The 12840-nt window shown below is 69.9% G+C and carries 9 protein-coding genes and 1 pseudogene; 2 read left to right on the plus strand and 8 right to left on the minus strand.

Annotated elements, in window-relative coordinates; all coding sequences use genetic code 11:
* Nucleotides 1–75 precede the first annotated feature (75 nt).
* The gene (locus ACIBW9_RS30435) at nucleotides 76–2226 is read right to left on the minus strand and encodes an ATP-binding protein (protein WP_398960250.1); all 2151 of its coding nucleotides are present in this window, start codon (nucleotides 2224–2226) and stop codon (nucleotides 76–78) included.
* Nucleotides 2227–2473: 247 nt separating this feature from the next.
* Between ACIBW9_RS30435 and gabT the strand changes: the two genes are divergently transcribed.
* Together gabT and ACIBW9_RS30445 are read left to right on the plus strand one after the other, a co-directional pair.
* Complete coding sequence (gene gabT, locus ACIBW9_RS30440) at nucleotides 2474–3808, plus strand: 4-aminobutyrate--2-oxoglutarate transaminase (protein WP_398960251.1); 1335 nt, start codon at nucleotides 2474–2476, stop codon at nucleotides 3806–3808.
* Nucleotides 3809–4029: 221 nt separating this feature from the next.
* A complete protein-coding gene (locus ACIBW9_RS30445; protein ID WP_398960252.1) occupies nucleotides 4030–4866 on the plus strand; it encodes a phosphatase PAP2 family protein in 837 nt (278 codons plus the stop codon).
* A gap of 48 nt (nucleotides 4867–4914) precedes the next feature.
* Here the strand turns inward: ACIBW9_RS30445 and ACIBW9_RS30450 are convergent, their stop codons facing one another.
* The 7 genes and pseudogenes from ACIBW9_RS30450 to ACIBW9_RS30480 all read right to left on the minus strand — a co-directional run bounded on the left by ACIBW9_RS30450 (nucleotide 4915) and on the right by ACIBW9_RS30480 (nucleotide 12664).
* Nucleotides 4915–5367 carry a hypothetical protein gene (locus tag ACIBW9_RS30450; protein ID WP_398960253.1) on the minus strand — a complete coding sequence of 151 codons (453 nt, stop codon included), beginning with the start codon at nucleotides 5365–5367 and terminating at the stop codon, nucleotides 4915–4917.
* 132 nt (nucleotides 5368–5499) lie between these two features.
* Nucleotides 5500–6918 carry an NAD(P)/FAD-dependent oxidoreductase gene (locus ACIBW9_RS30455; protein ID WP_398960254.1) on the minus strand — a complete coding sequence of 473 codons (1419 nt, stop codon included), beginning with the start codon at nucleotides 6916–6918 and terminating at the stop codon, nucleotides 5500–5502.
* 29 nt (nucleotides 6919–6947) lie between these two features.
* Nucleotides 6948–7748: an ABC transporter permease gene (locus ACIBW9_RS30460; RefSeq protein ID WP_398960255.1), complete on the minus strand. Its 801-nt coding sequence runs from the start codon at nucleotides 7746–7748 to the stop codon at nucleotides 6948–6950.
* Entirely contained in the window at nucleotides 7749–8678 is a 930-nt protein-coding gene (locus tag ACIBW9_RS30465) for an ABC transporter permease (protein ID WP_398960256.1), read from the minus strand.
* Entirely contained in the window at nucleotides 8678–9823 is a 1146-nt protein-coding gene (locus tag ACIBW9_RS30470) for an ABC transporter ATP-binding protein (RefSeq protein WP_398960257.1), read from the minus strand. The genes ACIBW9_RS30465 and ACIBW9_RS30470 overlap by 1 nt, the downstream gene beginning before the upstream one ends.
* Nucleotides 9824–9828: 5 nt before the next feature.
* A complete protein-coding gene (locus ACIBW9_RS30475) occupies nucleotides 9829–11076 on the minus strand; it encodes a PotD/PotF family extracellular solute-binding protein (RefSeq protein WP_398960258.1) in 1248 nt (415 codons plus the stop codon).
* Between the two features lie 53 nt (nucleotides 11077–11129).
* Nucleotides 11130–12664: pseudogene (locus ACIBW9_RS30480) on the minus strand (gamma-aminobutyraldehyde dehydrogenase).
* Nucleotides 12665–12840: the final 176 nt, after the last annotated feature.

Raw genomic sequence — 12840 nt, forward strand, 5'->3', positions numbered from 1 at the left:
CGGGGATCGGCGAACCTTCCGATCTTTTGGCCGCCTGGTATGAACGGCCTGTCCCGATTCTGCCTCACCGTAAGGTCACCCGGTCCTGTGACAACCAGACTCAGGGCCTGTCCAACCCCTCAGATCCACCAGCAGGGGCGGCGCGTGCTCGCCCTTGACGGTCGTCAGCGACAGCACCGCGTGTCCGGGCGGCACCCCGTGTGCCAGCTCGGACGCCGACCACCGCTCGCGTTCGACCTGCCGGACGGTCACGGCCCGTGCGGTGGGCGCCTTGCCGGTGATGACGCGCCGGAGCATGTGGACGGCCTTGCCGGCCGGGGTCTCGGCGATGATCTGCCGGTCGGTGACGTCCCGTGCCTCGGTCCACTCCTTGCCCCAGACCTCGGCGAAGTCCTGCCCGTCCCACGGGGTGAGCCCGGACAGCGCCATACGGCATCCGGTGGAGCCGAGCAGCGGCCCGCGCAGCGGCCTCGGCACATCGTCCAGGGTCCGCAGCGTCAGTACGACGCCGGCGTTCCCGGACCGCAGCCGCTGGATCCCGCGCACCGCCTCCGGGGTCACCACCCCGGTCGCGTCGTCCAGCACCAGGCAGGCGAACAGCGACCGGTCCTCACGTACCGCCACGCTCGCGGTGAACTGCGCGAGGACCAGCCGCGCCAGCATCCGCGAGGCGTCGGCGTGTCCGCGCTCGGGCAGGTCGATACGGACCCGCACCGGGTGGTCGAGGGCCTTGAGGGAGAAGGGCTTGGACTGTCCCGAGGTGTCGAAGAAGCCGGCGAAGGCGGGCCGGTCCAGCAGCGCCACCCGGTCCGCCAGCACCGCCGCCACATCCCCGGGGTGCCCCAACTGGCGCCGGCGAGCGTCCAGTTCCCGCAGCAGCGACTCCTGCCCGGAACCCTGCAGCGCCCTGCGCAGCTCCTCCAGCGGCCCGGGCGATCCGTCCAGCAGCTGCCGCAGCTCCGGCACGGAGGGGAAGCGGCCGTGGACCGCCCGGAAGGGGCCGAGGAGCTGGGCGAGCACGGTCGTGGACCGGCGGCTGTCACTGCCCGGGTGCGGTTCGGCGAGGTCCCCGACCAGCGCCTCGGCCAGCACGGCCGCGGCCTCGTCCGGGTCACTCGTCCCGCCGTACAGGTCCAGGTCGTACACCGATTCCGGATTCCCGATCCTTACGACGACGTCGTAGGCGTCGGCCGGTCCGAGCCCGGCGCCCGCCGCGCCGACCACGACGACGGCGGCCCGGCCGGCGAGGGCGTGCAGACAGAGGGACTCGGCGAGCGGGCGCACCACGGTGCCGGTCTTGCCGGAACCGGCCGGGCCGACGGCGAGCAGGGAGGTGCCGAGCAGCTCGGGGCCGAGGCCGAGACCGGCGCCGCGGTAGGCGTACGGGTTGCGGGGGTCGTCGGCGGCCGTGCCGAGCCGTACCTGACCGGTCAGCAGGTCGTGCCGGGCGAGCCGGGCCGGCAGGTCGCGCTCCCCGGAGGGGTGCAGACAGGCGGCGGCGCCGTCCTTGAGCACGGCGCCGGTGAACGCGGCGAGGCTGTGCCGGCCGGTGCGCACGCCCTGCCAGGCGCGCACGATCCGGGCGTGGTCGACGTCCCGCATCAGCCCGGCCCGGGCCTCGGCGGCCAGCCGCTCGGCGGCGTCGGCGGCTCCGGCGGCGCGGAGCTGGGGCCACTCGGCGGGGTCCTCTTCCGGGGCGGGCGGGCGTTCGGCGCGGGGCGCCGTCCGGTTCCAGGCGGGCGGACCGTAGCGGCGCCAGATCTCGCCCCAGCGGCCGAGCCTCCCGACGCCGATCATGATGACCAGGGCGATCAGCACGTAGTAGGCGTAGACGACCACGACCGAGGCGATGCTGTGCGGCTGGGCCCAGGAGTCGGGGATCATCGCGTAGAGCGGGAGCAGCCACCAGCCGCCGAGGTAGCCGTTCCACAGCAGCGACCAGATCAGCCAGCCGACGAGGAACGCGATCACCGCGCCGCTGACCAGCTGGCGGGCGGGGATCAGTTCGGGCTCCTCCTGAGCCCGCGGCCGATGCCCGAACCGCCACACGCCGGGCGGTGTCTCCGGGCGCGGCGCCCGGAGCCAGGTCAGGAACGCCGAGCCGTCCGGCCGCGGCGGCACGCCGGGTGCGGCCGTGGGCCTCGGCGGTACCTCCGGCGGACCTGCCGGACGCGGCACAGGATTCGCATGCGTACCCCGTGTGTCCTGCGTCCCGTCGCTGTCCATCGCCCTCGCTCCCTGACCAGCCGTTCCGTCCACCGTCAGCGGTCAATCTAACGCCCCGGCACGGGGAGTTCACCGCTTACGCGGCCGGGCCCCGCACCGGGCGCCATGTCCACCGCGGACAAACCCGAACCCCCGACAGCGCCCACATGGAGCATGCCCACCCCCCTCTTCCGGTCCTAACCTGCGAGAAAAGAAGGCAAGAGTCCGTAAGAGCCTGTGTAAGGCCGCACACCCCCAGGAGCCCCTCATGAGTGCACTTCCGCAGGAGCGCCGGATCGTCACCGCCATCCCCGGCCCGAAGTCGCAGGAACTGCAGGCCCGCCGTACCGCCGCGGTCGCGCAGGGCGTGGGCTCCGTGCTGCCCGTGTTCACCGCGCGCGCGGGCGGCGGGATCATCGAGGACGTCGACGGCAACCGGCTCATCGACTTCGGCTCCGGCATCGCGGTGACGTCCGTCGGCGCCTCCGCCGAGGCCGTCGTACGCCGGGCGTCCGCGCAGCTCGCGGACTTCACCCACACCTGTTTCATGGTCACCCCGTACGAGGGCTACGTGGAGGTCGCCGAGGCCCTCGCGGATCTCACCCCGGGCGACCACGCCAAGAAGTCCGCGCTGTTCAACTCCGGCGCCGAGGCCGTCGAGAACGCCGTCAAGATCGCCCGCGCGTACACCAAGCGCCAGGCCGTCGTCGTCTTCGACCACGGCTACCACGGCCGTACCAACCTGACGATGGCGCTGACGGCGAAGAACATGCCGTACAAGCACGGCTTCGGACCCTTCGCGCCCGAGGTCTACCGCGTCCCGGTCGCCTACGGCTACCGCTGGCCGACCGGCCCGGAGAACGCCGGTCCCGAGGCCGCCGCGCAGGCCATCGACCAGATCAGCAAGCAGGTCGGCCCGGACAACGTCGCCGCGATCATCATCGAGCCGGTGCTCGGCGAGGGCGGCTTCATCGAGCCCGCGAAGGGCTTCCTGCCGGCGATCCGGAAGTTCGCCGCCGACAACGGCATCGTCTTCGTCGCCGACGAGATCCAGTCCGGCTTCTGCCGCACCGGTCAGTGGTTCGCGTGCGAGGACGAGGGCATCGTCCCGGACCTGATCACCACCGCCAAGGGCATCGCGGGCGGTCTGCCGCTGGCCGCGGTCACCGGCCGCGCCGAGATCATGGACGCCGCGCACGCGGGCGGCCTGGGCGGCACCTACGGCGGCAACCCGGTCGCCTGCGCCGGTGCGCTCGGCTCGATCGAGACGATGAAGGAACTCGACCTCAACGCCAAGGCGAAGAACATCGAGGCGGTCATGAAGGCCCGCCTCGGCGCCATGGCCGAAAAGTTCGACATCATCGGTGACGTGCGCGGCCGCGGCGCGATGATCGCCATCGAGCTGGTCAAGGACCGTACGACCAAGGAGCCGAACCCGGAGGCGACCGCCGCGCTGGCCAAGGCCTGCCACCAGGAGGGCCTGCTGGTCCTGACCTGTGGCACCTACGGCAACGTCCTCCGCTTCCTGCCCCCGCTGGTCATCGGCGAGGACCTCCTGAACGAGGGTCTCGACATCATCGAGCAGGCCTTCGCGCGGATCTGAGCCACGCGGAATCCCCAGCTCACGCACGGGATGCGCGTCCCATGCGCACCATCTGCCCCAGCGCCGGCATCCCTCGTGATTCCGGTGCCTGGACAGTGGGCGTCAGGCCGTGTGAAGAACGTGTGCGAGGTGGATGGCGGGACGCGATTCCGTCTGTCTTCCGCCCACCGGCTGCCGTAGGTTCTACCCAGATGAGAGATACACCCCGCTCACAGGGGACTGTGGGCGATTTCAGGCCGTGGCCTCCCCAGCTACGACCTGGTCGTGCCCTCGCGCACACACACGGAGCTTCCGGCTCCGGATCTCCTCACCGATCGGACAGTCGCCCGCCCCAAACCCCCCGGGGTGGGCGTCGATCCGATCTGATCGGCCGCCTCGGAACCACCCCCCCTGTTCCGGGGCGGCCGACCTCCTTTCTTCTCCTTCTCGGGCTTCCCGCCCTCCTCTTCGCGCTGATCACCTGGCAGGTCGTCTCGAACGGCCCGCTGCTGCGCCTGGACCGGCGGGTCAGCGGCGCCCTCGCCCACCCCGACCGCTTCTCGGAACTCCTCGCCGACCTGGGCAACATCGGGGTGGCGGTGCCTGTGCTCGGCGTCGCCCTGGTGTACGTTGCCTGGCGGGCCCGCGCGGCAGGGACATACCGCTGGTGGCTGCCGCCGCTCGCGGCCGCGCTGCTGATGGCGCTGGTCCCGGCCCTGGTCGTACCCCTCAAGGAACTGATCGACCGCCCGGGCACCCCCGTCGAGCCCCCTGGGACCGGCTACTACCCGTCCGGCCACACCGCGACGGCCGCCGTCGCCTACGGCGCGGCGACCCTGCTCCTGCTCCCCTGGCTCCGCGCGGTGTACGCCCGCCGTGCACTGCTCGCCGTCTGCGCCGTCGTCAATCTGGCCGTGGGGTTCGGGCTGGTGCGGCGCGGCTATCACTGGCCTCTGGACGTCGTGGCCAGCTGGTGTCTGTGCACGGTGCTGATCGCGTCCCTGTGGATGTTCCTGGTCCGCGTCGGCCGTGCGGAGGCCGACGCGAGTGCGGCGGGTCCGAGTGGTCCGTCTTCGTAGGGCGTCTCCACCAACCACCTGTCCGGACCTCTGGCCATCAGTGGCCCGTCAGCCGTCCTCCTCGCGCGCCAGGCCCGCCGCCGCCTCGTGCATCGCCAGTTCGAGGAGTGAGGGGTCCGTGAGGGTGCCCGAACCGTCGGGCGGAACCAGCCAGCGGACGCCGCCGGTCGAGCGTCCCGGGTACGGCACCACGATCCAGGTGCCGGCGCCCGCCGTACGGATGCCGGTGCCGAGCCAGCGGGACGCGGTGCCCGGCGGCACGAAGAAGCCCATGCGGGCGTCCCCGAAGTCGACGAGCACCGGGCCCGGCCGGTCGAGGAAACGGGTGAGGACGTCGAGCGTGGCATAGCCGAGCCCGGCCGGAAGGATGAGCACGTCCCAGGCCCTGCCCGCGGGCAGCAGCGCGATCCCCTGGGGATTGCGCTCCCACTCCCAGCGGCAGGCCTCGGGATCCGGAGCAACGGACGCCAGCCACTCGACCGCCGTGTTCGCCCCAGCCATGAGGAGACCTCCTGTCTCTCCTGGACGCTGGTCGCGTCACGGGAGAGAGGGAGGTCTCCTGGCGGGCATTACGCGGGTTTTCCCGGCCTGTTTGAGTGAGCTGGATCACAGGCGCTGTGGATCGGGTGCCACTCAGCTGTCGAAGCCGAGCCCGAGCCGGTCCATCGCGCGCAGCCAGAGGTTGCGACGGCCGCCGTGTGCGTCCGCGCGGGCCAGGGACCACTTGGTGAGCGCGATGCCGGTCCAGGCGAAGGGCTCGGGCGGGAACGGCAGCGGCTTCTTGCGGACCATCTCCAGCGAGGTCCGCTCCGTGCTCTCCCCCGCCAGCAGGTCCAGCATCACCTCGGCGCCGAAGCGGGTGGCGCCCACGCCGAGGCCCGTGTAGCCGGCCGCGTAGGCGACGTTGCCGTGGTGCGCGGTGCCGAAGAACGCCGAGAACCGCGAGCAGGTGTCGATCGCGCCGCCCCACGCATGGGTGAAGCGGACGCCCTCCAGCTGCGGGAAGCAGGTGAAGAAGTGCCCGGCGAGCTTGGCGTAGGTCTCCGGGCGGTCGTCGTACTCGCGGCGCACCCGGCCGCCGTAGTGGTGGATCGCGTCGTAACCGCCCCACAGGATGCGGTTGTCGGCGGACAGCCGGAAGTAGTGGAACTGGTTGGCGCTGTCCCCGAGGCCCTGGCGGTTCTTCCAGCCGACCGACGCCAGCTGCTCCTCGCTGAGCGGCTCGGTCATCAGCGCGTAGTCGTAGACCGGGACGGTGTACGCCCGTACGCGCTTGATCAGGTTGGGGAAGATGTTGGTGCCGAGCGCGACCTTGCGGGCGCGGACGGAGCCGTAGGGGGTGCGTACGGCCACGCCGGCGCCGTACGGCTTCAGGGTGAGGGCGGGGGTGTGCTCGTAGACGCGGACGCCGAGGGCGAGGCAGGCGCGCTTGAGGCCCCAGGCGAGCTTCGCCGGGTGCAGCATGGCGACGCCGCGACGGTCCCAGAGGCCGGCCTGGAACGTCGGTGAGTCGACCTGTTCCCGTACCGCTTCCGCGTCCAGGAACTCGACGCCCTCGGCGAGGCCCTCGCGCTCCATCTCCTCGTACCAGTCGCGCAGTTCCCACGCCTGGTAGGTCTCGGTGGCAACATCGATCTCGCCGGTGCGCTCGAAGTCGCAGTCGAGGGAGTGCCGGGCGACCGCCTTCTCGATCTCGTCGAGGTTGCGGGCGCCCAGTTCCTGCAGCTTGTGGATCTCGTCCGGCCAGCGGGTCAGGCCGTTGGGCAGGCCGTGGGTGAGGGAGGCGGCGCAGAAGCCGCCGTTGCGGCCCGAGGCGGCCCAGCCCGCCTCGCGGCCTTCCAGCAGGACGACATCCCGTGCGGGGTCGCGCTCCTTGGCGATGAGCGCGGTCCACAGTCCGCTGTAGCCACCGCCGACGACCAGCAGATCGCAGGTCTCGGCGCCGGTCAGTGCGGGCTCGGGGTGGGGCTTGCCGGGATCTTCGAGCCAGTACGGGACCGGCTGTGCGTCGGAGAGGGACCTTGTCCAGCGGTTCATGGCGCTTGGGGCCATGATTTCAACTCCCTACACGGTCTCTGCGATTACGCCTTTTGCTTGTTGCGGCGATTGCTGATCAGCATGGAGGCCAGCACGAAGAACACGGCGACGAGGAACATCGTCGTACCGATGACATTGATCTGAACGGGCGTGCCGCGCTGTGCCGAGCCCCAGACGAACATGGGGAAGGTGACGGTCGAACCCGCGTTGAAATTGGTGATGATGAAATCGTCGAAGGAGAGCGCGAAGGAAAGCAGCGCACCCGCGGCGATTCCGGGGGCCGCGATGGGCAGGGTGACGCGCAGGAAGGTCTGCGCCGGGCCGGCGTAGAGGTCCTGTGCGGCCTGCTCCAGACGCGGGTCCATGGACATCACGCGCGCCTTGACGGCGACGACGACGAAGCTGAGGCAGAACATGATGTGGGCGATCAGGATCGTCCAGAAGCCCAGCTGGGCACCCAGGTTGAGGAACAGGGTGAGCAGCGAGGCCGCCATGACGACCTCGGGCATCGCCATCGGCAGGAAGATCAGCGAGTTCACGGTGCCCCGCGCGCGGAACCGGTAGCGGACCAGCGCGAAGGCGATCATCGTGCCGAGGACGGTGGCGCCGATCGTCGCCCAGAGGGCGATCTGGAGGCTGATCGACAGCGAGCCGCACATGTCGGCGACACCGCAGGGATCCTTCCAGGCGTCCGTGGAGAACTGCTGCCACTGGTAGTTGAAGCGCCCCTTCGGCTTGTTGAAGGAGAACACCGTGACAATGACGTTCGGGAGCAGGAGATATCCGAGCGTCAGCAGTCCCGCGATGACGACGAGATGGCGCTTGAGCCAGTTGAGGACGGACATTTAAACCAGATCCTCCGTCCCGGACTTGCGAATGTAGAGGGTGACCATGAGGAGAATCGCGGCCATCAGGATGAAGGAGAGGGCCGCCGCCGTCGGATAGTCCAGAATGCGCAGGAACTGGGTCTGGATGACGTTTCCGATCATGCGGGTGTCGGTCGAACCGAGCAGTTCGGCGTTGACGTAGTCGCCGGCCGCCGGGATGAAGGTCAGCAGCGTGCCGGAGACCACGCCCGGCATCGACAGCGGGAAGGTGACCTTGCGGAAGGTGGTCCAGGGTCTGGCGTACAGATCGCCCGCCGCCTCGTGCAGCCGCCCGTCGATGCGCTCCAGCGAGGTGTAGAGCGGCAGGATCATGAACGGCAGGAAGTTGTACGTCAGTCCGCAGACGACGGCGAGCGGGGTGGCCAGGACGCGGTCGCCGGAGGTCCAGCCGAGCCAGTTGGTGACGTCCAGGACGTGCAGCGTGTGGAGGGTGCTCACCACCGGGCCGCTGTCCGCGAGGATCGTCTTCCAGGCGAGGGTGCGGATCAGGAAGCTGGTGAAGAACGGCGCGATCACCAGCACCATGATCAGGTTCCGCCAGCGGCCCGCACGGAAGGCGATCAGATACGCCAGCGGGTAGCCGAGGAGCAGGCACAGGACGGTCGCGGCGGCCGCGTAGGCGACCGAGCGCAGGAACTGCGGCCAGTACTCGGACAGCGCGTCCCAGTAGGTGACGAAGTGCCAGGTGACCTTGTAGCCCTCCTCCAGGGAGCCCGTCTGCACGGAGGTGGAGGCCTGGTAGATCATCGGCAGCGCGAAGAAGACGATCAGCCAGAGGATGCCGGGGAGCAGGAGCCAGTACGGCACCAGGCGGCCGCGTTTGCGCGGGGGCTTCTTCTCGGGGGCGGTCGGGGAGAGAGGCGGCGGCGCCTCGGTGAGGGTCGCCATCAGACCGTCGCCTCTTCCTCGATGCCGGCGTCGATGTCCTGGGCGGCATCCAGGCCAAAGGTGTGGGCCGGATTCCAGTGCAGGACGACCTCGGCGCCAGGCACCAGCCGGGCGTCGCGGTCGATGTTCTGGGCGTAGACCTCGAACTCGGGGCAGACGGGGCTGTCGATGACGTACTGCGTGGAGACACCGATGAAGCTGGAGTCGGCGATCTTCCCGGTGATGCGGTTGCGGCCCTCGGCGATCTCACCGGCGTCGTCGGCGTGGGTGAGGGAGATCTTCTCCGGGCGGACGCCGACCAGGACCTTGCCGCCGGTCGTCGTGGGTGCGGAACATCGCGCCTCGGGCAGCACCAGCTTGCCGCCACCCGCCTTGAGGACGATGTCGTCGCCGTTCTTGGTGTCGACCTCGGCCTCGATCAGGTTGGAGGTGCCGAGGAAGTTGGCGACGAAGGTGGTCTTCGGGTTCTCGTAGAGGTCGGTGGGCGAGCCGAGCTGCTCGACACGGCCCGCGTTCATCACGGCGACGGTGTCGGCCATCGTCATGGCCTCCTCCTGGTCGTGCGTGACATGGATGAAGGTGATGCCGACCTCGGTCTGGATGCGCTTGAGCTCCAGCTGCATCTGGCGGCGCAGCTTGAGGTCGAGGGCGCCGAGGGGCTCGTCGAGGAGGAGCACCTTGGGGTGGTTGATCAGGGCGCGGGCCACGGCCACGCGCTGCTGCTGGCCGCCGGAGAGCTGGTGCGGCTTCTTGCGGGCCTGCTCGCCGAGCTGGACCAGCTCCAGCATGTCCTCGACCTGCTTCTTCACCGACTTGATGCCGCGACGGCGCAGACCGAAGGCGACGTTCTCGAAGATGTCGAGGTGCGGGAAGAGGGCGTAGGACTGGAAGACCGTGTTCACCGGCCGCTTGTACGGCGGCAGATGCGTCACCTCCTGGTCGCCGAGGTGGACGGTGCCACCGGAGGGCTCCTCCAGCCCGGCGATCATGCGCAGGGTGGTGGTCTTGCCGCAGCCGGAGGCGCCGAGCAGGGCGAAGAAGGAGCCCTGCGGCACGGTCAGGTCGAGCGGGTGTACGGCGGTGAAGGAGCCGTAGGTCTTGCTGATGCCCGAGAGGCGGACGTCACCGCTGTTGTCTGTCGTCATCTTCGTCACGCCCCTGTGAGCTTCGCGAACTTCTGCTGGTAGGCCGTCTCTTCCTTCGAGCTCAGCGAGCGGAAGGCGTGGGACTTCGCCTGCATGGCCTGGTCGGGAAGGATCAGCGGGTTGCTCGCCGCCGACTTGTCGATCTTGGCAAGGTAGGGCTTCACGCCCGCGACCGGGCTCACGTAGTTGATGTACGCGGCGAGTTCGGCGGCCGGCTCCGGCTCGTAGTAGTAGTCGATGAGCCGCTCGGCGTTGGTCTTGTGGCGCGCCTTGTTGGGGATCAGCATGTTGTCGGTCGACGTCATGTAGCCGCTGTCGGGGATGACGTAGCCGACGTCCGGGTTGTCCGCCTGCAGCTGGACGATGTCGCCGCCCCAGGCGACACACGCGGCGAAGTCGCCCTTGGTGAGGTCGGAGGTGTAGTCGTTGCCCGTGAAGCGGCGGATCTGACCCTTGTCGACGGCCTTCTGCAGACGGGCGATCACCGCGTCGAAGTCGTCGTCGGTGAACTTCGCCGGGTCCTTGCCCATGTCGAGCATCGTCATGCCGATGCTGTCGCGCATCTCGGTCAGGAAGCCGACCCGGCCCTTCAGCTTGGGGTTGTCGAGCAGATCGGAGATCGACTTCACCTCGACGCCGTCGAGAGCCTTCTTGTTGTACGCGATGACGGTCGAGATGCCCTGCCAGGGGTACGAGTAGGCGCGCCCGGGGTCCCAGTCGGGGCTGCGGAACTGGTCCGAGAGGTTGGCGAAGGCGTGCGGCAGGTTGGAGGCGTCCAGTTTCTGGACGTAGCCCAGGCGGATCATGCGGGCGGCCAGCCAGTCGGTGAGCACGATGAGGTCGCGTCCGGTGTCCTGGCCCGCGGCGAGCTGCGGCTGGATCTTGCCGAAGAACTCGTCGTTGTCGTTGATGTCCTCGGTGTACTTGACCGTGATGCCGGTCCGCTCGCGGAACGCGTCCAGCGTGGGGCGGTGCTTGCCGCTGTCGTCCACGTCGATGTACTCGGGCCAGTTGGAGAAGTTGATCACCTTCTCCTTCGCCGAGTGGTCGTCGGCGGACACACCGCCCTGTGTCTTGCCCGCCGCGGGGATCCCGCAGCCGCTCAGCGCCGCGAGTCCCCCGACGGTGAGCGCGCCGCCCGCGGAGGCGCGCATCAGGGACCGCCGGGTCATCGCCGCGCGGCCGTTGCTCAGGCTGCGCCGCATCGCGGCCGCCACGGCCGGTGTGGGGCGGTCGGGCTCGTACTGCTCCATGCGCGTGGTTGCCCTTTCGGGAGTGTGGCCGCCGGTCGTGCGGCACGGTTCGGCTAGCGGTCCCCGAAGACGGTGCGGTGCCAGTCCTTCCTGGCCACCGCCGTATTGTCGAACATGACGTGCTTGATCTGCGTGTACTCCTCGAACGAGTACGCGGACATGTCCTTGCCGAAGCCGGACGCCTTGTACCCGCCGTGCGGCATCTCGCTGATGATCGGGATGTGGTCGTTGATCCACACGCAGCCCGCCTTGATCTCGCGGGTGGCGCGGTTCGCGCGGTAGACGTCGCGGCTCCAGGCGGAGGCGGCGAGTCCGTACGGGGTGTCGTTGGCGAGCCTGATTCCATCGTCATCGCTGTCGAAGGGCAGGACCACCAGAACCGGTCCGAAGATCTCCGACTGGACGATCTCGCTGTCCTGCGTGGCGTCGGCGACCAGGGTGGGCCGGTAGTAGGCGCCGTTCTCGAGCTCGCCCTTGGGGGCCTCACCGCCGGTCACCACGCGCGCGTAGGCACGCGCCCGGTCCACGAAGCCGGCGACGCGGTCGCGCTGGACGTGCGAGATGAGCGGCCCGAGGTCGGTGCCGGGGGCGAAGGGGTCTCCCAGCCGTACGGTCTCCATCAGGGCGGCGGTCCGCTCGACGAACGCCTCGTAGAGCGGGCGCTGCACGTCGCGCGCGTGGCGGCCGTGCAGTCCTGCCCGGTGTTGATGAGCGCGCCCGCGACCGCGCCGTGGACGGCGGCCTCCAGGTCCGCGTCGTCGAAGACGACGAAGGGCGCCTTTCCGCCGAGCTCCAGGTGGAGGCGCTTGACGGTGGCGGTGGCGATCTCGGCCACGCGCTTGCCGACGGCGGTGGAGCCGGTGAAGGAGGTCATGGCCACGTCGGGATGGCCGACGAGGCGCTCACCGGCCTCCTTGCCGGTACCGGTGACGATGTTGATCACACCGTCCGGGATTCCGGCGTCGGTGGCGGCCTGCGCGAACAGCAGGGAGGTGAGCGGGGTCAGCTCGGCGGGCTTCAGCACGATGGTGTTGCCCGCGGCGATCGCCGGGAGGATCTTCCAGGCGGCCATCTGGAGGGGGTAGTTCCAGGGCGCGATGGACCCGACGACCCCGATGGGCTCCCGTCGCACGTACGACGTGTGGTCCCCGGAGTACTCACCGGCCGACTGCCCCTGCAGATGCCGGGCGGCGCCCGCGAAGAAGGCGGTGTTGTCGATGGTGCCCGGGACGTCGAACTCGCGGGTCAGCTTCAGCGGCTTGCCGCACTGCAGGCTCTCCGCGCGGGCGAAATCCTCGGCGCGTTCGGCGAGTACGGCGGCGAAGCGGTGCAGCGCGTCGGAGCGCTCGCCGGGGGTGGTGGCGGCCCAGCCGGGGAAGGCCTCGCGCGCGGCGGCCACGGCGGCGTCGACGTCGTCGGGGCCGGCCAGTTCGTACGTGTACACCTCCTCGCCCGTCGACGGGTCGACGACCGCGTGCGTACGGCCGGAGGTGCCCTTCGTCAGGCGGCCCGCGATGAACTGCGCGCCGTCCGCGAAGCGGTCCTGTGCGGGGAATCGTTCCGGGGTGGCGGTGCCCGGGTTCTGCATGTCGCTCTCCTCCGCCGTCGCCCCGCGGCTCCAGGGGGCGGGTGGCGTAGCTCCAGCTCGATTTGAGTGCCGATCCTGACAGAGCTATGGCACTCCTACAAGGGATTCCGTTGTTGCCTTTCGGTTACGCGACGGAATCTGTCGACCAGGTGTCGAGTGAGCTCGGAAAAGGGGGG

This window comes from Streptomyces sp. NPDC049541 (assembly GCF_044465725.1).
Classification (GTDB): domain Bacteria; phylum Actinomycetota; class Actinomycetes; order Streptomycetales; family Streptomycetaceae; genus Streptomyces.